Here is a 24,101-nt window from a genome sequence, read left to right as displayed (position 1 = left end):
GTCCGGGAGTCATCGGACTTGACGCTGTAACTTTGCTGACAGGCAGCTGAATGGGTGCATAAGTTTGCGCTTAATCCCGAATCGTTGATATGCGCACCGGACTTGGATCGCCTATAGGTTGAGCAAGCCCTGGGGCTATGTTGCCTAAAAGCCAAATCGAGGTGCGCGAAATTAACCTATTCTTCCAATTTTACGTTGTTTCTAAGGATCGGATAAGTGAGGATGAAATTGCCCAAGTGAGGGGAAGCCAAAAGCGCTAGGGGGCGCTGGCGGCTAACTCAGTTACCGGAAGTTTTAGCGGCGTGTTAACGAGGGGGTCTTGTTTAGGTTTAGCTGCTAGGGAACCAGAGTGTCTTTAAGACCTATTGGTCAAACTTTTGGAATTGTGGAAAGTGGTAGTCTTGTATTGGGCACCGGCCCGGTCGATATCGACCGGGCCGTGTTTATTCAAGAAGTGCGCTTCTTACACCAAGCATCCCAATCTTCCGGCGTATCCAAATCCAAAACCGCGTTTTGACCGGGAAGTGGTTGCAGGAATACGCCACCCTGTTGTGACCGAACCACCGTCTGCGCGCCGTGATCGCCGTGCAATACCAAGAGCTGACTGAAAAGCGTCCGATCGAAGATCACCGGGTGCCCGGGCTTTCCATCTGCGGTTGTTCCGCGCCAGATTACATTGTCGGGATGTAATTGACGTGCATTCAAGATCGTTCTCAGATCAGCCTGGGTCAGGTCAGGTAAGTCGGCCAGCAAAACCATGACTGCGGGTGCGTCTACAGGAAGGTATTCTATGGCGGTGCGCAAACTGGCGTTCATTCCCTCTGCCGCGTCCGGAACCGGAACGGTCTGAACATCCAGTCCCGCAAGTGCGTCATATCTTGGGTGTGGACGCGGTGGCAGGGCGACAAGGACAGGCGCCACACCACGCGCAAGGGTCGCCGTACGGGTCAGCAGTGGAATGCCGTCGATTTGCTGCAAAAGCTTGTCCAACCCGCCCATACGACTGGATTGACCGGCGGCAAGCAGGATGATTGGGATTTCGGTCATTGTGCCTCACTGCCGTCAGTCATGTGTGCTGTCATCCCCTCATGCGTGTGCCATCTGAGTCAAACAAAGGTGTCGAGATAACCTTCGCTTTGCGCATCTGCCCCAGAATCTCGATTTCAACCTCCAGACCATCTTCTATGCGCCCGGACGGAAGAAAGCCCATGGCGACGGATTTTTGCGCAAAATGAGAGTAGCCGCCCGAGGTACAGAACCCGACAACCGAACCATCCAGCCAGATCGGTTCATAGGCGTTGACGTCTGCATCGTATGTTTCAACTTCGAAGGCTGCCAGCTGGCGGGTGGTTCCGTTGGCCCGTTCTGCTTCCGCTGTATCGCGGCCGATGAAACGGGTGCTTTTGTTGAAAGCAATGAACCGGTCCAACCCCGTTTCTGCGGCGGTGTAATCTGGCGAATATTCCCGCATCCATGAGCCAAAGAACTTGTCTAGCCGCAGGCTCATCATTGCGCGCATTCCGAACGGAACAATGCCGTGGGGTTGTCCGGCCTCCCACAGCGTCCACCAAAGCTGACGCTGCGCTAAGGGGTCGCAATAGATTTCGTAACCAAGATCACCCGTATAGCTGACACGCTGAACGATACAGTCGGTCATGCCGACAGTCATCCGGCGCACGTTCAGGAAGTTGAAATCGGCCAAGTCGTCTCGGGTGCAGGCTGCCAGAACCTGCGTTGCCTTCGGGCCGGCAATCTGGAAGCCGTTCAACCGGTCGCTGACGTTTTCAATCCTCACGCCGTCCTGAGCGTTTTGCTGGAACCACCGCATGTGGAAGGCCTGACTGCCATAAGACGCCGTAAGCTGGAAGTCGGTGTCAGTCAGGCAGGAAACGGTGAAATCACCGATTAGCTTGCCCTTGTGCGACAGCATCGGGGTCAAAGACAGCCGACCGGGTTTCGGAATGCGGCCAGCCATGATCCGGTCCAGCCAGTTCCGAGCATCGGGTCCGGTGATGCGGTATTTGCCGAAATTGTGGACTTCGTTGATACCCACAGCTTCACGCACCGCCCGCACTTCGCGCCTTGTCGCCGTGAACGCGTTCGAGCGGCGGAAGGATGGCGTTTCAAACCCCGGCTCATCTTCCTGAGCAAAATAGTTTGGGACCTCAAGGCCGTATTGCTGCCCCCAGACCGCGCCCAGCTCGCTGAAGATGTCATACATTGGTGTTGTGCGGTTGGGGCGCGCGGCAGGCAGTTCTTCGTTCGGATAGGCGACGCTGAAGCGTTTCTGATAATTCTCGATGACTTTGGGGCGGGTGTAACCTGGGCTGATCCAGTCTCCGAAGCGGGCAACATCCATGGCAAACACATCGCGCTCGGGCTCGCCTTCGATCATCCACTGCGCCAGCGTCAGGCCAACGCCGCCACCCTGACTGAACCCGGCCATGACACCGCAGGCCGACCAGTAGTTGCGCATTCCGGGTACAGGGCCGACCAGCGGGTTGCCATCAGGGGCAAAGGTAAACGGCCCATGGATCACCGATTTTATCCCAGCCTCAGCCAGCACAGGAAAGCGGCGATACGCGAATTCGATACTGTCGGTGATCTTTTCATAGTCATCGGGCAGCAACTCGTGCCCGAAATCCCAAGGGGTGCCGTCTACTGCCCAGGGCTTGCAGGGCTGTTCGTAGAACCCGATGCACAGGCCACGCCCTTCCTGCCTTAAATAGCTTTCACCTGCCGGATCCATGACGTGCGGATGCTCGCCACCCGCATCGATAATTGCTTCGATCTGTGGGATCGCGTCGGTGACAAGATATTGATGCTCCATCGGGTGCAGGGGAAAATAGACACCGGCCATGGCGCCAACTTCACGTGCCCAAAGCCCGCCTGCATTAACAATGTGTTCGGCATGGATTGTGCCCTTGTCGGTGACGACATCCCAGCTTCCATCGGGGCGCTGGTTGGTTTCACGCACCATACAATGGGTTTCAATTGTGGCACCGCCCATTCGCGCGGCCTTGGCATAGGCATGGGTGGTGCCTGAGGGGTCCAAATGTCCATCCAGCGGATCGTAAAGAGCACCGATAATTCCGTCGATATTTGTAATGGGCGCGATCTTTTTGATTTCTTCCGGGCCGACGATTTCTGTCTCAAGCCCCATGAACCGATGCTTGGCGCGTTCCGCCAGCAGCATATCAAACCGGTCCTGATTGTCGGCAAGTGTCACACCGCCCACATGGTGCAGGCCGCAGGACATGCCGGTGATCTGTTCCAGTTCTTTATACAGCCTGATCGTGTATCCCTGTAGCGCCGCCATGTTGGTGTCGCCGTTGAGGGTGTGAAACCCGCCTGCCGCATGCCAGGTCGATCCGCTGGTCAGTTCGGACCGTTCCAGCAACATGACGTCCGACCACCCGAGCTTGGTCAGGTGATAAAGAACCGAACATCCGACAACGCCGCCACCAATGACGGCCACCTGGCATGTGTTTTTCATCTGCTCCTCCATCTCTGGTAGGACGGTGCAGATCAACGATAAAGCATTCTGTCATACGAGCGACAGAGCGCGTCGTTTTTGTCTGGCGTCCAAACCCTATAAGGGCCGCACTTTCAGGGCTGTGATACGATTGCCTTCGCGTGCTGTAACCTCGAACCGGAAGCCATGGAACGAAAACACTTGCCCAACAACCGGGATCATCTGGGCTTCGTGGATGACCAGACCAGCAAGAGTGTTGGCTTCTTCATCCGGTAGCGACCAGTCCAGCGCACGATTGACATCGCGAATGGTCATAGCGCCTTCGACAAGGAATTGGCCATCATCCGTCCGCACGACCGGCACCTCTTCGGCGATATCGAACTCATCGGCGATTTCGCCCACGATTTCTTCCAGAATATCCTCAAGCGTGATCAGTCCACGCAATGAGCCGTATTCGTCCACCACTAGCGCAAAATGACCGTGCATTCGCAGAAACTCGCGCATCTGGTCATCCAGAGTTGTGGTCTCCGGAACGAAATAGGGGGCATTTGCGACCTTGCCGATATCGAAGCTGGCCAGCCGGTCGGTGCCGCCGTCGCTGCTGCCAGCCTGTGCATACATCGCGCGGAACAAGTCCTTGGCGTGAACAACGCCAACAATGTTCTCCTGCTCGTCCCTGAAAACGGGCAGACGAGTGTGAGGGCTTTCAAGGCATTGCCTCAGGATAGCTTCGGGTGGGGCGTTCGCATCGATCATTTCGATGTTGGAACGGTGGAGCATGATCTCTTCCACCGTGCGGTCGCCCAGATCCAGTGCACCGAGGATGCGGTCGCGATCTTCTTTTTCGACAACCCCTTCCGAATGGCCCAGTTGCAGAGCGCCTGCGATTTCTTCGCGCACGGCCAGAATATTGCTGTCAGGATCGATCTGAACTCCGAACAGACGCAATACGCCACGCACCAACAAACGTACGGCCGCGACGACAGGCGAAAACACTGTCACGACCACGCTGATGATCGGCGCAACCGCCGCAGCGGCCTTCTCGGAATTGGTGATGGCGTATGTCTTGGGCAGCACTTCGGCAAAGATCAACACCAGAAAGGTCATGACCAGCGTTGCCAATGCCACGCCGCTTTCACCGAAAAGACGTGTGAACAACGCCGTCGCCAGTGACGCGGCCAGAATGTTGACGAGGTTGTTACCCAGCAGAACCGACCCGATCAAACGTTCGTTGTCGTCGGTGATTTCCAGAGCCTTTTTGGCCCCGCGCGATCCCTTGTCGGCCTGAGCGCGCAGTTTTCCCCTAGATGAGGCGGTCAGCGCCGTTTCCGAGCCCGAGAAAAATCCGGACAGGATAAGCAGGAACAGGATAGCGCCGGTCGTAAACCAGAATGCGCCGTCGATCATAGAAGGTAAGGGTTCCATTGGTCCTAGATAGGTTAGTGTACTGCATCCGTTATGGGGACGTCGCCCCGCTGGATCAAGGTCTTAGCCCTTGTCCTCATTGCGGTCTTTGCTCAACGGGTGATGTTGCAACACCAGTTCCGCCAGACGTTCATCCAGAACATGCGTATAGATTTCTGTCGTCGCTACGTCTGCATGGCCCAATAACGTCTGGATCGATCTCAGATCAGCGCCGTTGGCCAGCAGATGCGTAGCGAATGCATGGCGCAGCGTGTGTGGTGTGACTTTTTCAGAAAAAACACCGCCGCGTACAGCCAGCTCTTTCACCAGCAAAAAGAACCTGTGCCGTGTCAGATGACCGGACTTTCCGCGTGAAGGGAACAGAAAGCGCGAGCGCTGAGCGCCTTTTTCCGCGGCCAGGTCCTCGGCCTCGTCCCGCGCGCTCAGCCACGCGGCCAAAGCATCCCGGGCCGGCGGCGACAGGGGGACCATTCGCTCCTTCCCCCCTTTTCCCAGCACCAGCAACATCCGGGGGTCGCCACGGGCCGAGGAGACGGGCAGGGAGACAAGTTCAGTCACCCGCATTCCGGTGGCGTACAAAACCTCCATCAGGCAGGTGTTTCTTAGCCTGTCAGATTCGGTTCGCCCGGTTTTTCGAGCAGCCTCCAGCAAACGATCAACTTCGGGCACATCCAGCGTCTTGGGCAGCCGTTTCTGCCGGCCGGGACCTTTGATCTGAATGGCAGGATTGGTCGCGCGCCAGCCTTCCTCGAAGGCAAACCGGTACAGCTGCTTGATAGCAGACAAACGCCGTGCGCGGGTCGAACGTGACAAGCCCTGTGCATCGCAGTCGATCAGGTAGGCTTCGATCAGGTCGCGATCTGCCTGATCAAATCCGGATTTCTTGCGGTCCAGCCATTCGGCAAAATCTTTCAGGTCGCGCCCATAGGCCAGCAGCGTATTGGTAGCCGCGCCAAGCTCTGCCGCCTGTGCCTGCAAGAACGTTGAAATCCACAGGGCGTCTGATGCCGGAGAGCCCATGATCAACGCTTTTGCAGGATCAAAAGGGACAGGGCCGCACGTCGCGCGGTGTCTTCCAACCCAACGCGCCGGAATGTTGCAATCGCCGCTGTCAGGTCCACCAGATTGCCCCGTGCGCCATGTGCAAACAGTTGCATGGCTTCAATAATGGCTTCGCCCAATTGACCGTTGGCCAGCAGCGCATCAATGTCGCCCGGCACAGGCGCTGCCCATTCAAACCCCTGAGCGACAGCATCAGCCAAAGGGGACGGGGACACCGCGCGCCCGGGGTCACCTTGTGCCAAAGCGGCAAGAAATCGGGTTTCGTTGGATGTGTCGGGCGCTGCCAAGGCGGCCTGTTCGTAAAGCCCCGACAGCATCAGAATACGCCAGCGCAGGATTTCGGTGGTGGCAACCGGCAATGTGACAGACGACAAGCGCTCGGCGAACAGTTCGGCAAACGGAACCTCAAGCCCGACACCGCGCATCTGTTGCCAGACCGGTTGCAAAGTCTTTCCGATCGCTTCCGCGTTCCCGGTGTCTAACGCGCTTTCAAAACGCTGAACGGCGGCCACCCGATCCCAGACAGCACCTGAGGCTGCCGGATCACGCTCGGTATAAAGGCCCAGCAGCTGATTGGGGGTTAATGCGCCAATACGGGTAAGCCGTTCCGCTGCTTCGATCTGTGCCTTCCAACCCGCGACATCGCGCAGATCCGCATTGGCAAACGCCCGCGGCAGCGGAGCGGAAGGAAGCCGTTCGCCAATTGCCTCAAACAAACGGAACGTCAGGGGATCAGGGTTTTCCGGCTGCGGCAGGTAAGCTGCGCCTTCATACAGTTCCGGGCTGAGGAAACGGTCCAGAACCGCCAGATCCTCGGGTGGAAGGATTTCAAGCGCATGTGCCGCCTCAAGCGTCAGCGCAGCCGAAGCCCAATCCCCGCGGCGGGCCTTGCAGAAGATCTGAGCCGCATAGTCCCGCGAAAGATACGGTTCGGCAATAAGGGCGGTACAACTGCGATCCTCGTCCCCGGTCAAGAGCGTCGCATCGAACCAGCGCTTGAACCGGTCCTGCGTGTCAGTGGGTCCGGCCAGTTGAACAAGCGATTGTGCCGGATCAGCGGCACCCAGTTGCATCAACCGATCCAGCCGGGCCAGCAAAAGGGTTTCTTCGGCCAGAGGTCCCGACGGCGCGCGGGTTTCAGACAAGAGCAACGTGAACAACAAACGCTGCATGGCCGGGTTGTCACGCACGTGGACGTCGGCGATCAGTTCGGCCAGGCGATCCGCCTCGCTGCCCTGCCAAAGGTCGACGGGCAGACCGGTGACAGAGGACGAAACAAGGCCCAGCGGCTGCGATAGTGCCTCAAGCGAAGTCAACTCAATTTCCGGCAATGCGCCATCTTGCGTAACCGGTGGTTCCAGCAGAACGGTTCCCGGCAGGTTTTCCGGCGGGTCTGTCAGCCATTCGATGGCGGATAAGGGTTCCTGCGCATGTGCCGACCCGGCCAGTGTGATTGCCAAAAGCAGTTGCTTAGTTGACATCCAGTACAACCGGCTCGCGAATTTCACTTTGAGGCGCAGAGAAATCCACACCAAAGAATGGACCGACATAGGCATAGGCAACCAGCCCGATGAATGTCAGGCACAGAACATATATCAGGAACTTGATCAGACGGCTCATGGCGTCACGCTGCCTCAATTTTTGATTTTGACCAAGTTATAACTGGCATTTTTCCCAAGATCACGTCATTCACGGTGAAATGAGCGAAATTAAGCATAACACGCATTCAGCGGACGCGCAGACCCGATTTGATCTGCACAAAACCGTGGTTCTGGTGGGCATGATGGGGGCCGGTAAGACGGCCGTGGGCCGCGCTTTGGCCGCGCGTCTGGGTGTTCCCTTTCTGGATAGTGATGCCGAAATCGAATCAGCCGCCAACATGACCATCCCCGAAATCTTTGAGCGGGACGGGGAGCCGTTTTTTCGCACCAAGGAAACACAGGTCATCAGCCGCCTGCTGGACGAAAAAAAAGGCATCCTTTCAACGGGTGGCGGGGCGTTTCTTCAGCCCGACAACCGGCGTTTGATCACCTTGCGTGGGGCGTCTGTCTGGTTGCGGGCAGACCTGAAAGTTTTGTGGAGCCGAGTTCGCCACAAGGACACGCGCCCACTGCTGCGCACCGTTGATCCGTATGCGACATTGAAAGCCCTCTACGAGGCGCGTGTTCCGGTTTACGCCGAGGCGGATCTGATCGTGGATTCGGATGGCGAAACGTCGATCGAGAATATGGTGGACCGGGTTGTCGACGCCTTGTTGGCGCGCCCTGATGTTTTGGAAATCAGATAATGCATCAAACAGTACATGTGGAACTGGGTGACCGTTCGTATGACGTTGAGATCGGTCCGGATCTTCTGGCGCGAGCTGGCGAATGGATTGCACCGCTATTGGCGCGTCCCAAGGTGGCCGTCCTGACAGATGAAAATGTCGCTGATCTACATCTGGACTCGCTGCGTGCGGGTCTGAAAGTCGCCGGGATCGAAATGTCCGCGCTGGCCTTGCCCGCCGGCGAAGCGACCAAAAGCTGGCCTCATTTCGAACGCGCGGTTGAGTGGCTGTTGGCAGAAAAGGTTGAACGTAGGGACGTTGTTGTGGCCCTTGGTGGTGGGGTAATTGGTGATCTTGCAGGCTTTGCAGCGGCCGTCCTGCGCCGTGGTGTTCGGTTCGTGCAAATCCCCACGTCTTTGCTGGCGCAGGTCGACAGCTCCGTTGGGGGGAAAACAGGGATCAACGCCCCTCAGGGGAAGAACCTGATCGGCGCTTTTCATCAGCCATCGCTGGTTCTGGCAGATACATCTGTGTTGCAGACCATGACCCAGAGGGACTTTCTTTCAGGGTATGGCGAGGTGGTGAAATACGGCTTGCTTGGGGATGCGGAATTCTTTGAATGGCTTGAGGTGAACGGGCGAAGTGTGTCTTCAGGCGACATGGCCGCACGTGTGCGTGCGGTAACCCGCTCGGTTCAGATGAAAGCCGATATCGTGGCCCGGGATGAAACCGAACAAGGTGACCGCGCCCTGCTGAATCTGGGGCACACCTTCTGCCATGCCTTGGAGGCCGCCACAGGGTATTCCGACCGTCTTTTGCATGGCGAGGGCGTGGCCATCGGCTGTGCACTTGCGTTCGAGCTTTCGTCCCGCCTTGGCCTGTGTTCACAAGAGGACCCAAGCCGGGTACGCGCACATCTGCGGGCGATGGGCATGAAAACGGATCTGGCTGATATTCCGGGCGAATTGCCAAGTGCCGAGGTGCTGGTGGATCTGATGGGGCAGGACAAAAAAGTCGTGGACGGCCAACTGCGGTTTATCCTGGCCCACGGAATTGGTCAGGCATATGTGACTTCGGATGTGCCGAAGGATGCGGTCTTGTCGGTTCTGTCGGACGCTCTCGCCCCGGTGTGACGCAAGGGGTTAACGACCCTGAATGACCATCAGCTCGCCGATGTTTTCGCGGGTTATGTAACCGATCATGCGACCGCCATGGGTCAGAACTGCAATGGCCGGCGCCCCATTGTGCAGGTGTTCCAGCACGTCCTCAAGGCCGGTTGTCAGCAGGACTGTGGGGACGTTTGTATCCATGATCGAGGTCGCGGGTGCGGTTCTGGGCTGGTCGCTTGCAAGGGCGGTGAACAGGCGATCGCGTGTCACAAAGCCCAGCAACGTGTGATTTGGGTCCAGTATCGGAAATTCGTGCTGCGTGGTGTGAATGACGGCTTGTGCAGCTGTGCTCAGCGTATCACTGGGAGAAAGTGCGTGAAACTCGGTGATCATCGCGTCACGGGCCAGAACACGACGAACCGCAGATCGCAAAGCGACTTCCTGGCTTTCTGCATTGGCTGCAAAGAACACGAATACGGCGATCAATACCAGAATTGGATTGCCAGAGCTCAGCCCTAGAAATCCAAACCCGATGGCGACAACCTGGCCACCAACGGCTGCAATTCGGGTGGCTTTGACACGATTCATGCGTAAACACAGAAGTGCGCGAAAGACGCGGCCTCCGTCCATTGGGAAGGCCGGGATCAAGTTGAAGATGGCCAAAAGCAGATTGATATAGGCCAGCTTGTCCACAATCCTCACATTTGGTGACTCCAATTGCGCGAGGGTCTCAAGCGGCATCCCTGCGCCAAGCACGGCAAGGCCAATAAAGATTGCGATATTCACTGCCGGGCCCGCAAGCGCCACCAGAACCTCTTGCATGGGTTTTTCCGGCATTCTCTCAAGTCGGGCCAGGCCGCCGATGGGCAGAAGGGTGATGTCGGGGGTTTTGATACCATAGCGCCGCGCCATAAGGGCGTGACCGAACTCATGCGCGACAACGCAGGCAAACAGCGCCAGAACAAAGAGAAGGTTCTCTATCGCGGCTGGCATGCCACCGGCTGAGAACGCGGCAAAACCGACCCATGCAAGCAGCAGAAAAAAGGTGACATGGACCCTCAATTCGGACCCGAGCAATCGGCCGAGAGAGAAGGACCATGTCATGTTGTTTCTCCGTTTTACTTAGAACGGAATCTCGTCGTCGTCGATTCCGCCCGATGCAGGCGCCGGAGAGCTGGATGGACCGCCATAGGGGTCACCGTAACCGCCACCGGCCTGGCCGCCACCATAACCGCCGCCGCTGCCGCCACCGCCTTCACTACGACCGTCCAACAGGGTCAGTTCCCCGCGATAGGGGCGCAAGACAACCTCGGTCGTATAACGATCCTGACCGGACTGATCCTGCCATTTGCGGGTTTCCAGCTGGCCTTCGATATAAACCTTGCTGCCCTTGCGCAGATATTGCTCGGCGATGCGGGCCAGCGGTTCCGAGAAGATGGCAACCGAATGCCACTCTGTCCGTTCACGACGTTCACCCGTGTTGCGGTCTTTCCAGTTTTCCGAGGTGGCAATGCGCAGGTTGCACACTTTGCCACCGTTCTGGAACGACCGGACTTCGGGGTCGCGGCCAAGATTTCCCACCAGAATGACCTTGTTGACTGAACCCGCCATGTAAATCCTCGTTCTGTTCTGCGTAAATGCGCCGAATCTGGCGCAATGAGTTTCGTGAGACCCTATACGGCCTGCATCATGGTTGAAAACAGTTGATACAACACTGTCGAACAAGAGTCTTACTGTACTATTTACCAAGCTTTCATTTTTTGCGGGAATACCTATACTCCCACTGGTTTTGATCGAGCAGGATAAGCAAAGATGCGTTCTTGGGTTGCTGGGTTTTCCGTTGCCTGCCTTGTATTGGCCGTTGCGCCGGTGCAGGCACAAACATTGTCCAGCAAAAGCCGCAAGGATATTTTCCTGAAACAGGCGAAGGTTCTGGATTCTCGTGCGGCAACCCAGTACCGCGACTCGGCCCGGCTGAAACCCAAAACAACGCGCGATCAGGTCAGCAAACGATATTCAGGAAAATATCGCGGAGAGTATCTGGAAATCGCGCGGCGTGTTGCCCGCCTTCACAACATCCCTGAAGATCTGTTCTTGCGTCTCGTGCAGCAGGAAAGTGGATGGAACCCTCAGGCGAAGTCACATAAAGGTGCGTTGGGATTGGCGCAACTTATGCCACAAACGGCTGAGCTTTTGGGCGTAAACCCGCATGATCCCAAGCAGAACCTCGAAGGCGGTGCTAGATATCTGTCCTGGCAGTACCGCAAGTTCAAATCGTGGCCTTTAGCGCTGGCGGCCTATAACGCGGGGCCTGATGCGGTTGAAAAGCATGGTGGTATCCCGCCGTACAAGGAAACCCAGAACTACGTAAAGATTATCTGGGGCGGCTGAAACCGATGCTGCGCCGCAGAGTGTCGTATTCTTGATTCAGTGTAACGCCTCCAACTAACCTGACAGGGTATCGCCCAATAACTGGTGAGGCCCCTTATGCCTGCTGATCACCCGCAGATTCCCAAAGAAACGCTGGCAAACTGGCAGCAACTTGTTGATCTGGTCGCAGAACTGGCCGACGTGCCCGCAAGCCTGATCATGAAAACCGACGCGCCGGATCATGCGGTTTTGATCACATCCGATCACCCCGAGAATCCATATCCGGTCGGTCTGAGTTTCCAGTTGAACCCCAAGCTATATTGCCAGGGTGTTCTGGAGCGTGACGGAGAATTGGTGGTCGAGGACGCCAAATGTGATCCGGTTTGGGCGGACAACGACGACCTGGAACACGGAATGACCTTTTACATCGGCTTACCGCTGAAATGGCCCGATGGCTCGGTGTTTGGCACAATCTGTGTTCTGGACCGTAAACAGAACCGGCGGGCCTTGTTGTTCCGAGAGGGGCTGGCGCAGTTCGCGCGCATGGTCGAGTCGGATTTGGCTTTGTTGCAAGAGGTTTATCTGAGACGCGCGTTGGAGGAGAAACTGAACGAAACACTTGCCCAGCTTGAAACGCGTGTTTCGGATCGAACCCGAGAGTTGCAGGAGACGAACACAGCGTTGCGCGTATTGCTCTCAAGTCTCGACGATGACCGCAAGAACCGGGATCACGAAATCGTCGAGCAGGTTCGAAGCAGAGTTTTGCCGTATCTTGAAAAGGTTCGGGCGCAGCTTTCCGGCGACGAGGCGCAATTTGTCTATCTTGAGCTGGCCGAAAAGAACCTGAACGAGATCACATCTTCGCTGTCTGACAAGTTGACGGATGCCTTCGCGGCAATGACCCCGACCGAAATGGAAATTGCACAGATGGTCATGTTTGGGAAAACCACAAAGGACATTGCCAAGGCCCTGTCCCGAGAGACGTCGACAATCGATTTTCACCGCAACAACATTCGTCGAAAACTAGGACTTGAGGGACGGGATCAAAACCTGCGCAGTCATTTGCTCTCGATTTCGTGAATGCCGAATATGGGGATTGCCCCCATATTTCACCCCCATTTTTTCGGTCTGAGCCGATGTGTTTTGGCTTGTTACCCTCTGGGTTGAGGTGCGGAAAAACGGCGCACGTCCAACAGAGAGGTACAAAGATATGGATCGCAAGGATCTGAAACCGACCATCCTGAAAGGGGACAGGGATCATCTGGCACCGGGGCTGTCTCGGCGGTCACTTTTCATGGCGGCAGGTGCTGCCGGTGTTGGCGCGACAGCTTCAGTGCTGGGGGCAAAACCGGCCGAGGCGCAATCGCAAGTCTGGTTGCAGCCAGGAAACAATAACCACGTGATCGACCTGCAGGGATCGACGGGTCAGGCCAGTGCCGGAGTTGTCGGTATCGACTATTATGGCCATTGCGCCATAAAGATCACCTCGCCCAACGGCGCAACGGTCCTGTTCGACCCCTGGCGTGATGACCCGTCGGGCGCGTGGGGGCTTTGGTTCCGCAATGAATTCCCCCAGATCCCGGTGGACATTACCTTGTCGACACATGCGCATTTCGATCACGACGCGATCGAACGACCAAGCTCGACCATGGTGCTGGACAGGATGGTGGGCAATTTCGAGTTCGCCGATATCAAGATCACCGGTTTTGCAGATAAACATGCCTGCGTGGCGCCGGGGTGGTACAACTGGACCAATGCACTGGCCGAGTTTGGGGTCGAAGCCTGCCCGCCGAACAATGTGGGTCATATGGATATGGTGGTCTATCTGGTGGAAACAGGCGGCATTCGTACGCTGATCTGGGGTGATAATCGCCACAATCCGCCTCAGGAGTTTTGGGACGCCGTCGGACAGGTCGATGTTCTGACCCTACCGGTAGACGGGTCGCAACATATCCTGAGCTTCGATCAGGGTAATGACATCGTGGCCAAGCTAAAGCCCAAGATCATTATCCCAACTCATTACCTGAACGAAGTCACGTCTTATACGCTGACCACGCTGCAATCAGCAGACGAGTGGGTAAAGGGACAGCAAAGCTATCAGATGCTTGACAGTGCCAGCCTGAAACTGGAGGCCGGAGAGATTGCTGGTATGAACCAGGAGTTCATGCATTTCGGCAACAATGTCATGACCGGCTGAGAGTCTTACAGGGAACCACCACTCACAGGCGCCGCCAGTTTCCTCGTGAAACGCGGCGCTCACAGAAAGGGCCGGTCAACGACCGGCCCTTTCCAATGAAGATCCGCAAACCTATTCGGCCGCGACTTTGATTACTGGCTGCATCCGTGCCAGCACCTCTTCGGACAAGTGGCACTTCACCTGATGCCCCTCGGCCAATGTCTGCACAGGCGGCACATGCGACTCACAGCGCCCATCTGGCACTTCGGATTTCCAGCGACACCGTGTCTGGAACGGGCATCCCGGTGGTGGGTTCATGGCCGAAGGAATATCACCTTCCAGTACGATGTGCTGCTTTTCGACCGATGTATCGGCGATGGGAACAGCACTCAGCAGCGCTTCGGTATAAGGGTGGTAGGGGGGTGCAAAAACCTGATCAGTTGTGCCCAGCTCGACCACGTGGCCCAGATACATCACCATTACCCGGTCGCTGAGGTATCGCACGATGGAAAGGTCATGGCTGATGAACAGCAACGTGGTTTTGTGCTCGCGCTGAATTTCCATCAGCAGGTCGGTCACCGCAGCTTGCACCGAAACGTCCAGCGCCGATACGGGCTCGTCGGCTACCACGATGCGCGCATCGCCAGCAAAGGCGCGCGCGATACCTACGCGCTGCTTCTGGCCACCCGACAGCTGACGCGGCATCCTGTCGGCAAAGGCGCGCGGCAGCTTCACCAGATCCAGCAGCTCCAGCATCCGCTTCTTGCGCTCAGCCTCAGAATTGCCAACACCGAAGATTTCCAATGCCCGGATGATCTGGCGCCCAACGGTCATCGACGGGTTCAGCGTGTCGAACGGGTTCTGAAACACCATCTGAACTTCACCAACGGTCTTTGCGTCGCGCTCTTCTATGGGCACCTGTTCGATATTGCGGTTGTCCAGAAGAATCTGCCCGTCCGTGGCCGTCTCAAGACCCATGAGAACTTTGGCAAAGGTGGACTTGCCGCAACCGGATTCGCCCACAATGGCCAACGTCTCGGATTCATGCGCCTCGAAACTGAGCGTTTCGTTTGCCTTCACAACCTTCTTTTCGCCACCGCCGAACAGGGCATTTGCTGCAACCTCATAGTATTTCTTGAGGTTGTCCATCTTCAGAACGACCCTGCCGATCTCACCTTTCTCTTTCTGTTCACCCACCGTGATTGGTGCGTTCCAGTCAATCTCTTTGAATTTAAGGCAACGGGTATGGTGCCGGTCATTTCCGGGCACCGCCTCCATCAGGATGTCCTTGGCGTCACAGCGACCTTCTTCGAAATAGTCGCAGCGCGGACCGAAGTTACAACCAGGGGGCCGCTCATGGGGTAGGGGAAAGTTCCCCGGTATAGCCACCAGCGGACGCGAATTCTTGTCGGCCCCCGGCAGCGGGATCGACCGGAACAGGGCCTGCGTGTAAGGATGCTGCATCTCGTCAAACACATCCTTGATCGAGCCGCGCTCGACCGCCTCACCCGAATACATCACGCAAAGCCGGTCACAGGTTTCCAGAACCAGCCCGAGGTTGTGCGAAATGAACAGCATCGAGGTGCCGTATTTCTTGCCCAGATCCTTCACCAGCTCGACCACGGCAGCCTCAACCGTCACGTCAAGTGCCGTTGTTGGTTCGTCAAGGATCAGCAGCGCCGGTTTCGACATCAAGGCCATCGCGATCACGATGCGCTGCTGTTGACCGCCTGACAGCTGGTGCGGGAACGAGTTGAGCATTCGCTCGGGGTCCGGCAAGCGCACATCGGTGACAACTTCCAGCGCGCGCGAATACGCTTCTTCCGCGCTGACGCCCTCGTGAATCATGGGCACTTCCATCAGCTGCTTACCGATCTTCATTGCCGGGTTCAGTGAGGCCATCGGCTCCTGATAGATCATCGCGATCTCATTGCCGCGTATGTCGCGCAATTCGTCTGAACTCATTTCCGCCAGATCACGACCCTTGAACTTGATCGTACCACCAACGATGCGACCGTTTTTGCCAAGGTCCTGCATGACACCTAGCGCCACCGTGGATTTGCCGCAACCGGATTCACCGACCAGACCAACAGCTTCACCGGGTTGCACACTGACAGAGAAATCCATCACGGCCGGAATTTCCCGCAGGCGGGTAAAGAAGGAAATCGACAGCTTGTCGATCTCAAGGATCGGGCCGTCATAATCCGCCATCTTGCTCATCTTGTATCTCCTCGCCAGATCGAGGGGATCCTCTTCATCTGGCTAAAAATATCTCGGGGGGTCCGGGGGGCTGGCCCCCCGGTCGCTTTCACATCAGTCTTTCAGACTTTCTTCGCGCAACCCGTCGGCCAGCAGGTTCAGACCCAGAACCAGCGTCAACAAGGCCAGCGCGGGTGGCAGAGCAGGGTGCAGGTAGATCGACAAAAGCTTGCGCCCCTCGTTGATCGTCGACCCCCAGTCAGGGCTTTCAGGTGGCAGGCCCAGACCAAAGAAACCTAAGGTTCCCAGTAGGATGGTGGTATAGCCAATACGCAGACAGAAATCGACGATCAGCGGGCCGCGCGCGTTGGGTAGGATTTCCCACAACATGATGTACCACGGACCTTCGCCACGGGTTTGTGCTGCCGCCACGTAGTCCCGTGTTTTGATGTCCAGCGCCAGTCCGCGCACGATGCGGAACACGGTCGGCGAATTCACAAAGACCACCGAGACAAAGACCACCAGAATACCGCCTGGAATATCGAACAGATCCAGATAGGTCGGCAGCCCCCAGATACGATAGGCGTCGGTATTGATGATGTAGCCACCGGTCGAAATCAGAGACAGGTAGAACCAACCCGCTACCCCCAAAACTCCGATCAGCAGCGGTGTTCGGAAGTTCGGTCTGGTATAGTAGCGTGAGTTCAGCAGCACACCTAGGAAGATGATCGGGAATACGAACAAGACGGCCGCCATATAGTTCGGTACACCGGTCGCAACGATCTCGGGCGTGACCAGCAGATAGAACAGCAGGATCACCGGGAAGGCCAGGATCAGGTTCGCAAGGAACGACAGCAAAGTATCCAGCCGACCACCATAATAGCCTGCCGGAAGACCCAGCGTGATGCCAACCATGAAGGCAAACATCGTGGCAAGCGGGGCGATCTGAACAACAATCCATGCCCCTTTGACCATGCGGCTGAACACATCGCGCGCCAGATTGTCGCCACCCAGCAGATACCAGGCGTATTGACCGTCCTCTAGATTGGAAAGTGGCGTACCTGGCACTTTGTTCTTCATGCCCGAAACCTGCGACAGCGGGTCATGCGTGACGATCAAATCCATCGCGCCGAATACTCCGGTGAAAACCCAGAACATTACAAGGCCAAAGCCGATCATGCCGATGGGACTGTCAAACAGTTTGCCGTAGAGGCCAAGCTTGCGTTTGAAAGCGATCGACATGGCATAAAGGATGATCAACGACACCCATACGGGCAAAAACTGCTGGGACATGGCGCCAATAATCCCGGCGCTTGTGCCCATTAGTACGCCCAGTACGATATAGGCGAGCGCGATTCCGACACTGGCCAAGAAACTGTAGCGCAGTGCAAGTTGTATCAGTGTCCGCAGGCCCGAGCTTGAGCTCAACGTACCGTCCGGGTTCACCGTCATCTGGTCTTCGGGCAGCACGATGCTGGCCAGCATCCAGACGGCAATTGACAAGACCATTAGCGCAAGGCCAAGGGCAAAAAGCGGGTTCAGGAAGGCGATAGAGCCGGTCCAGGTAAGTGGTTCCATGATCTAACCCTCCTTAAGAAATGCGGATGCGCGGGTTGAGGTAGACATAGCCGATATCCGAAATCAGCTGGGTCACCAGCACCACAAAGACCGACACGACCGAAATCGCCAGCAACAGCTGAATGTCGTTATTGCCTGCGGCCTGAACCAGCGCCCAGCCGAAGCCCTTGTAGTTGAACAGGGTCTCGACGATCACTACACCATTCAGCAGCCAGGGGAACTGCAGCATGATGACGGTGAACGGTGCGATCAGCGCGTTACGCAACGCGTGCTTCATGACGATATTCGGGAACGAGACACCCTTAAGGCGCGCGGTGCGGATATATTGCGCCGTCATCACTTCGGTCATCGAGGCGCGGGTCATCCGTGCAATATAGCCCATCCCATAAAGCGCAATGGTCAGGACCGGCAGGAAGAAGTTCTCAAAGGTCGGGTTCTCCATCGCTTGCGTGGCCGTGCCTTTGAACCACTTCAAACCAACTGCGGATGAGGTGAAGATCGCGATAAAGATCACGCCCGAGACATATTCCGGCGTCGCCGTCGTTGTGATGGCGAAGGTCGACAACGTCCTGTCAGTGGCAGATCCTTCTTTCATTCCTGCCAAAACACCAAGGATCAACGCAGACGGAACCATCAGCAACATGACCCAGAGCATCAGACGACCAGTCAGAGCCAACCGGTTCCCAACAACGGTGGAAACCTCTTCCTTGAAGACAGTCGAATAGCCCCAATACCCTTGCAGGATTCCGCAGAAATTCGGAGATTCTTCGGCGGTTTTGCCCGGCAGAATGCATCTTCCCTGAACGGTTCCGTCTTCATTCGTGTAACGATAAGAGGGCAGGACACCCAGCCATTCGCCGTATTTTATCGGAGTGGATTGGAGGTAACCATTTTTGCTCAGGTAGCTCTCAACCTGTTCATCCGACATCCGAAAGTTGCCCTGCGTTTTCGCCAGCTTCTCGAGGTTAGGATAGAGGTTGGTTAAGAAGAAAACCAGGAATGTCAGACACAATGCCGTCAACAGCATGATGCCAACGCGCCTTAGAATGAAAAGTCCCATATTTGCCCCTGTGGGTCGGCTAGCGCGGGTTTCATGGAACGCCACGCTTAGCTGTTATTATTTGTTCGTCGCATTCAGGACGAAGAGGCCGCGCCGGGGTGGCGCGGCCTTTTGCTTTTTCGCTCAGGACGTGAAGCCGAACTTATAAAGCTGCGGCAGGTCAGCGATATGCTTTTCAACACCTACCAAATTGTCGCGGTGATGGCGCATCGCTGTCCGCCAGTAAGGCTGGATCGTAACACCTTCGTCGATCATGATCGCCTGCAGTTTGGCCATTACTTCGCGGCGCTTATCTACGTCGGCGATCGAGTTCGCTTCGGACAGCAGGGCGTCGAACTCTGCATTGGCGAAACCTGATTCATTCCAGGCAACGCCTGACTTGTAGGCCAGCGCCAGAACCTGCGTACCCAATGGGCGGTGGTTCCAGTTCGTCGACGAGAAGGCGTATTTCGTCCAGTCGTTCCAGAAGGTCGATCCCGGCAGAACTGTATGCTTGGCCTTGATACCCGCGTCGTTCAGTTGCGCTACAACCGCTGCCGTAGTGTTACGGCGCCAGTCATCGTCGATCGATTGAACTTCGTGCTCAAAGTCACCCATACCCGCTTCATCCATCAGGGCTTTCGCCCCGGCAGGATCGTACGGGATGCGAGTCACGGCCGAGTCATGTTCGGGGTGCATCGGCCCGACATGGCAGTTGTCAGCCGGAATGCCGTAGCCTGACATGCCCAGCTCCAGGCACACTTCGTTGTCCACCGCCATGGCCAAAGCCTGACGAACGCGCTTGTCGCCGTAGATCTTGTTGCCGTTTTCGTCTTCGGCCAACTGGTTCGGGCGGATAACGATGGTGAAGCCCGACGGGATTTCCGAGCGCACAAGCCCAATTCCGTCGAAGATGTCGACGAATTCGCCAACAGATTCCCAGTTCATGTCGATCTCTTCGGCCTCATAAGCCGCAAGGAATGCAGCCGGGTCAGTGCCGTAGTCGATGAACTCGATGCGGTCGATATAGCCGCCTTTTCCGGCCTCATATCCCCACCAGTCGAAGCCTTCGTTGCGCACCAGCACGCCTTTAACGCCAACTTCGTGGCTGTCAGGCAGCATGAAACCTGTGCCGACCGGGTTTGAAAGCATGTCGTTCGCATCGAAGCTGCTATGAACGATAGGAGCGGGATAGTCCGCCATGCCCGGGATGATCGTGATGTCAGGCGCGTTGCACTTCAGTTTGACAGTATGGGAGTCGACAACGGTGATTGCGCCGTCCGCAGCTTTCTGAGTGCTTTCGTCGATAAGCGACGCCATACGCGATGCCATCGAGTTGCCTTCCAGACCAGCGTCACACCATCCTTCGATGTTGCGGGCCACGTCTTCGGCTGTGAAGTCATCGCCATTGTTCCACTTTACGCCCTTGCGAACGTTCAATGTGTATTCGGTGGCGTCGGCGTTGGCTTCCCAGCTTTCCAGCAGCATTGGCTTGAACGAGCCGTCGTTGTTGTATTCGACGAGGTACTCAAGCCAGCCTGCTGTGAAAGTGGCAATTTGCGTCCAGTCATAAGTTCGCGGATCTTTAAGCGCGCGCACTTCCATCTGATAGCGGATGGTTCCACCGCGTTGCGGCTCTTGCGCCGCCGCAGGTGATTGCAGACCGATCAAACCATAGGCCGTCGGTACCGCGACACCCAGCGCCGTTGCGCGGACCAGAAATTCCCGGCGGCTAAGCTTGCCGTCACGGTATTCCTGCGCGTGCATCTCGGCCGCCCAGTGCACCTTGTCTGTGGTGATTGCCGTATTGGTCATAAATGTCTCCCTGTGACATTGATTTTGTTGATTTGTTCTTGTTCTAAGCGACACGGGCTTGTCCGGTCGAAAGAAAGAAGGATTCCGGTTTTTGGACTCTGTGCATCCCCATGCCGCCATTCGGCACCAGAAATCACTCAACGTCAACGTTCGGAATCGACATAAAATGCACAAAAGCGACGTTCCCGCAGTGTTGATATTTCAGTACGGATTTTGTCATGTGGCGCCCCGCAAGAAGAAACCCTTGCGGAGATTCTGCGTCAAATCACTGATAACAGACGAAAAACCAGTTAGTTTCCGTTGATCTGTTTGCTTTCGGTGTCATATCCTGTGGAATGAACAACTCCAGATATCACTTTGAGAAATCAACGTGATTCCATGTTTTCATTCTTGCCCGAAACCACGTGCGTTGACGTTTGGCAAATTGCCGGGTCGAGATTGTGGCCCGTTCACGGGCCTGATCCAAAGTCAGTGTTCCATCCAGATAGGCCATAAGCTCTGGCACACCAATGGCTTTGCAGGCGGGAAGAGCGGGGTCGAAACGATCCCGCATGGCGCGTACTTCGTCGATTGCTCCCAATTCAAGCATCTGATTAAAACGGCGCTCGATCCGATCCAGAAGCCACGCTTTGTCGACGTCAAAAACGATAGGAACCGCATCATTGAGCCGTAAAATTGGCGGTGGCGTATCGGCCTGCCAAGATAACAGGCTGCGCCCCGTGGCACGCTGCACTTCCCAAGCGCGCTGCACGCGCGCGCGGTTCTGTGTATCCAGGCCAGCCAAAGTCTGTTCGTCAACCCCGGCGACAAGCTCGGCAACGGTCAGCAAGTCTGCTTCGGCCCGCACCTGCACCGGAGTTGCGGGGATCTCGGCCATGCCTTGGGTCAGGGCCGAGAAATACAATCCTGTCCCGCCGACAATGATTGGCCGCTGGCCCCCGGTCAGCAGTGGCACCACTTCTCGCAGCCAGTGACCGGCCGAATACTCCTGATCATAGGCGATGTGACCATAGAGCAGATGCGGTACGCGTGCTTCTTCTTCGGCAGATGGTCGGGCCGAAATCACGCGCCAACAATCATAAACCTGACTTGCATCGGCATTGACGATGACCCCGCCATGCCGTTCGGCGATCTCCAGCGCCAGCGCTGATTTCCCGGATGCAGTCGGCCCTGCAATCAGGACAGGTTTGTCATCGGGAATAGGGGGCAATTGCCGAAATATCGCGTCTGTTGATCGCCGGGTCATATGCGGTTGCCTCAATCCTCACCAACCGCATTGAACCTGCGGAGCTTTTGCTTCATTTTGCGCCGGAAATTAACCCCGTGCCAGCCCGGAGCGCAACATGAGCCTTTCCCCGTCTTCTGAAACTGCCGAAACCCCGAAAACCACATACAAACGTGTCATGTTGAAAATTTCAGGAGAGGCATTGATGGGGGATCAGGGCTTTGGCCTGCACCCGCCAACCGTTCAGCGCATCGCGCAAGAGGTGAAATCGGTTCACGATCTGGGCGTTGAGATCTGCATGGTTATCGGTGGCGGAAACATTTTCCGGGGCCTGAGTGGATCTGCTCAGGGTATGGAGCGGACGACAGCAGACTATATGGGGATGTTGGCCACGGTGATGAACGCACTGGGTATGCAATCTGCCCTAGAAGAGATTGGGGTGTTCACCAGGGTCATTTCGGCCATTCGCATGGATGAAGTGTGCGAGCCGTATATCCGCCGCCGCGCCGTACGACACCTTGAAAAGAAAAGGGTTTGCATCTTTGCGGCCGGCACCGGCAACCCGTATTTCACCACCGACACCGCGGCGACCTTGCGCGCCAATGAAATGGCGTGTGAGGCGATTTTCATGGGCAAGAACGGTGTCGACGGCGTTTACGACAAGGATCCCAAACAACATGCCGACGCGGTGCGTTATGACACGGTCACCTATGACGACGTTCTAGCCAAGCGGTTGCGGGTCATGGATGCGTCAGCCATCGCGCTGGCGCGTGACAACAACCTGCCTCTGATCGTCTTTGGTCTGGATGAGCCCGGCGGTTTCCGTGGAATTCTTGCAGGCGAGGGGACATATACCAAAGTTCAGGGTTGAGGCCCGAACGAGACCCGCCCCAGAGTGTTGGAAATTCAGCCCCGGCAACCCCGCCGGGCTTTTTCTTTTGCTTCAGCTTGACGGTCGCGGATGGTGCTGTCTAAGTAGCGTTGTCCTTCCGAAGAGAAGGGCTGCCCGGTGTTTCGTCAGCTCATGGCGCAAGCACAGGCTGGGCTGGAAGACCTGCCATGATTTCTGAGATGCCCGGAAACATGAGCGGGCATCTTGTTGATATGACAGCACAACTAAGGAGCAATGAGGCATGAGCTCTCTGGATATCGATTTCGTTCGGGCACAGTTTCCGGCATTTTCCGAACCCAGCCTGGAAGGACAGGCTTTTTTTGAGAACGCTGGCGGGTCTTATACTTGCAAGCCGGTGATCGACCGGTTGACGCGGTTCTATACGCAACGAAAGGTTCAGCCCTACGCCCCGTATGAAGCAAGCCGTCTTGCAGGTGCCGAGATGGATGAGGCACGTGCGCGCATGGCCGCCATCCTGGGTGTTGAAACTGATGAGTTGAGCTTTGGCCCTTCGACAACACAGAATACCTATGTTTTGGCGCAGGCATTCCGGCAGTGGATGAAACCCGGTGAGGCGATTGTCGTGACCAATCAGGATCACGAGGCAAATTCGGGCCCATGGCGTCGTCTGGCCGAGGCAGGGATTGAGGTGAGGGAGTGGCAGATCGATCCGGAAACCGGATCACTGAACCCACAGGATCTGGAAAACATGTTGGACGAAAAAGTGCGTCTGGTCTGTTTCCCGCATTGTTCCAATGTCGTGGGCGAGATTAACCCGGTCACCGAGATCACTGCGATTGCCCACGCGGCTGGTGCATTTGTCTGCGTGGACGGCGTATCTTACGCCCCGCATGGGTTTCCGAATGTTGGCGATCTGGGGCCGGATATCTATCTGTTTTCAGCCTATAAAACTTACGGCCCGCATCAAGGCTGCATGGTCATTCGCCGCACACTGGGAGAGTTACTGCCCAACCAAGCGCATTATTTCAACGCTGACGTTCTGTATAAACGCTTTACCCCGGCGGGCCCGGATCATGCACAGATTGCTGCAAGTGCAGGTATGGCCGATTACGTCGAGCTCTTGTGTGCTCATCACGGCGGGCCTGACATGGGCGCGGCAGAGCAGGGTGCCTTTGCCCATGATCTAATGCGCGCGCATGAGGTGTCCTTATTGCAACCGGTTCTGGATGCGGTAAAGGATCGCAATGCGGTGCGTCTGATCGGCACATCAGACGCCACCCGGCGCGCGCCGACTGTTGCGCTGTCGTTGAACTGCCCGGCTGAACCGGTTGCAGCGGAACTGGCGCAATACGGTGTTATGGCTGGTGGCGGCGACTTTTATGCTGTGCGCCCATTGCAAGCGATGGGAGTAGATCCGGCACAGGGCGTTTTGCGGGTCAGCTTTACGCATTATACCTCGCAGCAGGAGATTGATCAGCTTTTGGAGGCGCTTGAACGCGTTTTGTGATC

The 24,101-nt window shown here is 56.5% G+C and carries 20 protein-coding genes; 7 read left to right on the top strand and 13 right to left on the bottom strand.

Annotated elements, in window-relative coordinates:
- Nucleotides 1–447 precede the first annotated feature (447 nt).
- From ACR0EK_RS03670 to ACR0EK_RS03645, 6 genes are all read right to left on the bottom strand, one after another.
- Nucleotides 448–1,047 (bottom strand): nucleotidyltransferase family protein, encoded by a 600-nt coding sequence (locus ACR0EK_RS03670; protein WP_480565052.1) that lies wholly within the window; start codon nucleotides 1,045–1,047, stop codon nucleotides 448–450.
- 31 nt (nucleotides 1,048–1,078) lie between these two features.
- Nucleotides 1,079–3,496, bottom strand: coding sequence for a GcvT family protein (locus ACR0EK_RS03665; RefSeq protein ID WP_480565049.1), 2,418 nt, complete (start codon nucleotides 3,494–3,496; stop codon nucleotides 1,079–1,081).
- Nucleotides 3,497–3,592: 96 nt separating this feature from the next.
- Nucleotides 3,593–4,900: an HlyC/CorC family transporter gene (locus tag ACR0EK_RS03660; RefSeq protein ID WP_480505427.1), complete on the bottom strand. Its 1,308-nt coding sequence runs from the start codon at nucleotides 4,898–4,900 to the stop codon at nucleotides 3,593–3,595.
- A 63-nt stretch (nucleotides 4,901–4,963) separates the two neighbouring features.
- Nucleotides 4,964–5,920 carry a site-specific tyrosine recombinase XerD gene (locus ACR0EK_RS03655; RefSeq protein ID WP_480565046.1) on the bottom strand — a complete coding sequence of 319 codons (957 nt, stop codon included), beginning with the start codon at nucleotides 5,918–5,920 and terminating at the stop codon, nucleotides 4,964–4,966.
- Between the two features lie 2 nt (nucleotides 5,921–5,922).
- Nucleotides 5,923–7,443 (bottom strand): hypothetical protein, encoded by a 1,521-nt coding sequence (locus ACR0EK_RS03650; protein ID WP_480565043.1) that lies wholly within the window; start codon nucleotides 7,441–7,443, stop codon nucleotides 5,923–5,925.
- On the bottom strand, nucleotides 7,433–7,582 hold the full coding sequence (locus ACR0EK_RS03645) for a hypothetical protein (RefSeq protein ID WP_267363898.1): 150 nt from the start codon (nucleotides 7,580–7,582) through the stop codon (nucleotides 7,433–7,435). The genes ACR0EK_RS03650 and ACR0EK_RS03645 overlap by 11 nt, the downstream gene beginning before the upstream one ends.
- A 79-nt stretch (nucleotides 7,583–7,661) precedes the next feature.
- Here ACR0EK_RS03645 and ACR0EK_RS03640 point away from each other — a divergent pair, with 79 nt between their 5' ends.
- Nucleotides 7,662–8,249 carry a shikimate kinase gene (locus ACR0EK_RS03640; protein WP_480565040.1) on the top strand — a complete coding sequence of 196 codons (588 nt, stop codon included), beginning with the start codon at nucleotides 7,662–7,664 and terminating at the stop codon, nucleotides 8,247–8,249.
- Complete coding sequence (gene aroB, locus ACR0EK_RS03635) at nucleotides 8,249–9,361, top strand: 3-dehydroquinate synthase (protein WP_480565037.1); 1,113 nt, start codon at nucleotides 8,249–8,251, stop codon at nucleotides 9,359–9,361. The genes ACR0EK_RS03640 and aroB overlap by 1 nt, the downstream gene beginning before the upstream one ends.
- 9 nt (nucleotides 9,362–9,370) lie before the next feature.
- Here the strand turns inward: aroB and ACR0EK_RS03630 are convergent, their stop codons facing one another.
- Nucleotides 9,371–10,441: a site-2 protease family protein gene (locus ACR0EK_RS03630; protein ID WP_480565034.1), complete on the bottom strand. Its 1,071-nt coding sequence runs from the start codon at nucleotides 10,439–10,441 to the stop codon at nucleotides 9,371–9,373.
- A gap of 18 nt (nucleotides 10,442–10,459) precedes the next feature.
- Nucleotides 10,460–10,948 carry a single-stranded DNA-binding protein gene (gene ssb / locus ACR0EK_RS03625; RefSeq protein ID WP_209504119.1) on the bottom strand — a complete coding sequence of 163 codons (489 nt, stop codon included), beginning with the start codon at nucleotides 10,946–10,948 and terminating at the stop codon, nucleotides 10,460–10,462.
- Between the two features lie 201 nt (nucleotides 10,949–11,149).
- Here ssb and ACR0EK_RS03620 point away from each other — a divergent pair, with 201 nt between their 5' ends.
- From ACR0EK_RS03620 to ACR0EK_RS03610, 3 genes are all read left to right on the top strand, one after another.
- The gene (locus tag ACR0EK_RS03620) at nucleotides 11,150–11,728 is read left to right on the top strand and encodes a lytic transglycosylase domain-containing protein (protein ID WP_480481225.1); all 579 of its coding nucleotides are present in this window, start codon (nucleotides 11,150–11,152) and stop codon (nucleotides 11,726–11,728) included.
- A gap of 96 nt (nucleotides 11,729–11,824) precedes the next feature.
- The gene (locus ACR0EK_RS03615; protein WP_267363905.1) at nucleotides 11,825–12,787 is read left to right on the top strand and encodes a LuxR C-terminal-related transcriptional regulator; all 963 of its coding nucleotides are present in this window, start codon (nucleotides 11,825–11,827) and stop codon (nucleotides 12,785–12,787) included.
- Between the two features lie 130 nt (nucleotides 12,788–12,917).
- Entirely contained in the window at nucleotides 12,918–13,904 is a 987-nt protein-coding gene (locus tag ACR0EK_RS03610) for an MBL fold metallo-hydrolase (RefSeq protein ID WP_480565031.1), read from the top strand.
- Between the two features lie 111 nt (nucleotides 13,905–14,015).
- Here the strand turns inward: ACR0EK_RS03610 and ACR0EK_RS03605 are convergent, their stop codons facing one another.
- The 5 genes from ACR0EK_RS03605 to miaA form a co-directional block, all read right to left on the bottom strand.
- The gene (locus tag ACR0EK_RS03605; RefSeq protein WP_267363907.1) at nucleotides 14,016–16,103 is read right to left on the bottom strand and encodes an ABC transporter ATP-binding protein; all 2,088 of its coding nucleotides are present in this window, start codon (nucleotides 16,101–16,103) and stop codon (nucleotides 14,016–14,018) included.
- Between the two features lie 93 nt (nucleotides 16,104–16,196).
- On the bottom strand, nucleotides 16,197–17,660 hold the full coding sequence (locus ACR0EK_RS03600) for an ABC transporter permease (RefSeq protein WP_209504114.1): 1,464 nt from the start codon (nucleotides 17,658–17,660) through the stop codon (nucleotides 16,197–16,199).
- Nucleotides 17,661–17,673: 13 nt separating this feature from the next.
- Entirely contained in the window at nucleotides 17,674–18,720 is a 1,047-nt protein-coding gene (locus ACR0EK_RS03595) for an ABC transporter permease (RefSeq protein ID WP_209504113.1), read from the bottom strand.
- Between the two features lie 123 nt (nucleotides 18,721–18,843).
- Nucleotides 18,844–20,514 (bottom strand): ABC transporter substrate-binding protein, encoded by a 1,671-nt coding sequence (locus tag ACR0EK_RS03590; RefSeq protein ID WP_480565028.1) that lies wholly within the window; start codon nucleotides 20,512–20,514, stop codon nucleotides 18,844–18,846.
- A gap of 352 nt (nucleotides 20,515–20,866) precedes the next feature.
- A complete protein-coding gene (gene miaA, locus ACR0EK_RS03585; protein ID WP_480565026.1) occupies nucleotides 20,867–21,760 on the bottom strand; it encodes a tRNA (adenosine(37)-N6)-dimethylallyltransferase MiaA in 894 nt (297 codons plus the stop codon).
- Between the two features lie 97 nt (nucleotides 21,761–21,857).
- Between miaA and pyrH the strand changes: the two genes are divergently transcribed.
- Nucleotides 21,858–22,610, top strand: coding sequence for a UMP kinase (pyrH, locus tag ACR0EK_RS03580; protein ID WP_209504110.1), 753 nt, complete (start codon nucleotides 21,858–21,860; stop codon nucleotides 22,608–22,610).
- Between the two features lie 262 nt (nucleotides 22,611–22,872).
- Nucleotides 22,873–24,099: an aminotransferase class V-fold PLP-dependent enzyme gene (locus tag ACR0EK_RS03575; RefSeq protein ID WP_480565024.1), complete on the top strand. Its 1,227-nt coding sequence runs from the start codon at nucleotides 22,873–22,875 to the stop codon at nucleotides 24,097–24,099.
- Nucleotides 24,100–24,101 lie beyond the last annotated feature (2 nt).

This window comes from Ruegeria sp. AE4 (assembly GCF_056542185.1).
Note: the sequence above shows the minus strand (reverse complement) of the source record. Positions and strands in the feature narration are given on the sequence as shown.

Excerpts from the sequence above, each read along its gene's own strand:
- ACR0EK_RS03670 (WP_480565052.1), bottom strand. The coding sequence starts at position 1,047 with ATGACCGAAATCCCAATCATCCTGCTTGCCGCCGGTCAATCCAGTCGT.
- ACR0EK_RS03665 (WP_480565049.1), bottom strand. The coding sequence starts at position 3,496 with ATGAAAAACACATGCCAGGTGGCCGTCATTGGTGGCGGCGTTGTCGGA.
- ACR0EK_RS03660 (WP_480505427.1), bottom strand. The coding sequence starts at position 4,900 with ATGGAACCCTTACCTTCTATGATCGACGGCGCATTCTGGTTTACGACC.
- ACR0EK_RS03655 (WP_480565046.1), bottom strand. The coding sequence starts at position 5,920 with ATGGGCTCTCCGGCATCAGACGCCCTGTGGATTTCAACGTTCTTGCAG.
- ACR0EK_RS03650 (WP_480565043.1), bottom strand. The coding sequence starts at position 7,443 with ATGTCAACTAAGCAACTGCTTTTGGCAATCACACTGGCCGGGTCGGCA.
- ACR0EK_RS03645 (WP_267363898.1), bottom strand. The coding sequence starts at position 7,582 with ATGAGCCGTCTGATCAAGTTCCTGATATATGTTCTGTGCCTGACATTC.
- ACR0EK_RS03640 (WP_480565040.1), top strand. The coding sequence starts at position 7,662 with ATGAGCGAAATTAAGCATAACACGCATTCAGCGGACGCGCAGACCCGA.
- aroB (WP_480565037.1), top strand. The coding sequence starts at position 8,249 with ATGCATCAAACAGTACATGTGGAACTGGGTGACCGTTCGTATGACGTT.
- ACR0EK_RS03630 (WP_480565034.1), bottom strand. The coding sequence starts at position 10,441 with ATGACATGGTCCTTCTCTCTCGGCCGATTGCTCGGGTCCGAATTGAGG.
- ssb (WP_209504119.1), bottom strand. The coding sequence starts at position 10,948 with ATGGCGGGTTCAGTCAACAAGGTCATTCTGGTGGGAAATCTTGGCCGC.
- ACR0EK_RS03620 (WP_480481225.1), top strand. The coding sequence starts at position 11,150 with ATGCGTTCTTGGGTTGCTGGGTTTTCCGTTGCCTGCCTTGTATTGGCC.
- ACR0EK_RS03615 (WP_267363905.1), top strand. The coding sequence starts at position 11,825 with ATGCCTGCTGATCACCCGCAGATTCCCAAAGAAACGCTGGCAAACTGG.
- ACR0EK_RS03610 (WP_480565031.1), top strand. The coding sequence starts at position 12,918 with ATGGATCGCAAGGATCTGAAACCGACCATCCTGAAAGGGGACAGGGAT.
- ACR0EK_RS03605 (WP_267363907.1), bottom strand. The coding sequence starts at position 16,103 with ATGAGCAAGATGGCGGATTATGACGGCCCGATCCTTGAGATCGACAAG.
- ACR0EK_RS03600 (WP_209504114.1), bottom strand. The coding sequence starts at position 17,660 with ATGGAACCACTTACCTGGACCGGCTCTATCGCCTTCCTGAACCCGCTT.
- ACR0EK_RS03595 (WP_209504113.1), bottom strand. The coding sequence starts at position 18,720 with ATGGGACTTTTCATTCTAAGGCGCGTTGGCATCATGCTGTTGACGGCA.
- ACR0EK_RS03590 (WP_480565028.1), bottom strand. The coding sequence starts at position 20,514 with ATGACCAATACGGCAATCACCACAGACAAGGTGCACTGGGCGGCCGAG.
- miaA (WP_480565026.1), bottom strand. The coding sequence starts at position 21,760 with ATGACCCGGCGATCAACAGACGCGATATTTCGGCAATTGCCCCCTATT.
- pyrH (WP_209504110.1), top strand. The coding sequence starts at position 21,858 with ATGAGCCTTTCCCCGTCTTCTGAAACTGCCGAAACCCCGAAAACCACA.
- ACR0EK_RS03575 (WP_480565024.1), top strand. The coding sequence starts at position 22,873 with ATGAGCTCTCTGGATATCGATTTCGTTCGGGCACAGTTTCCGGCATTT.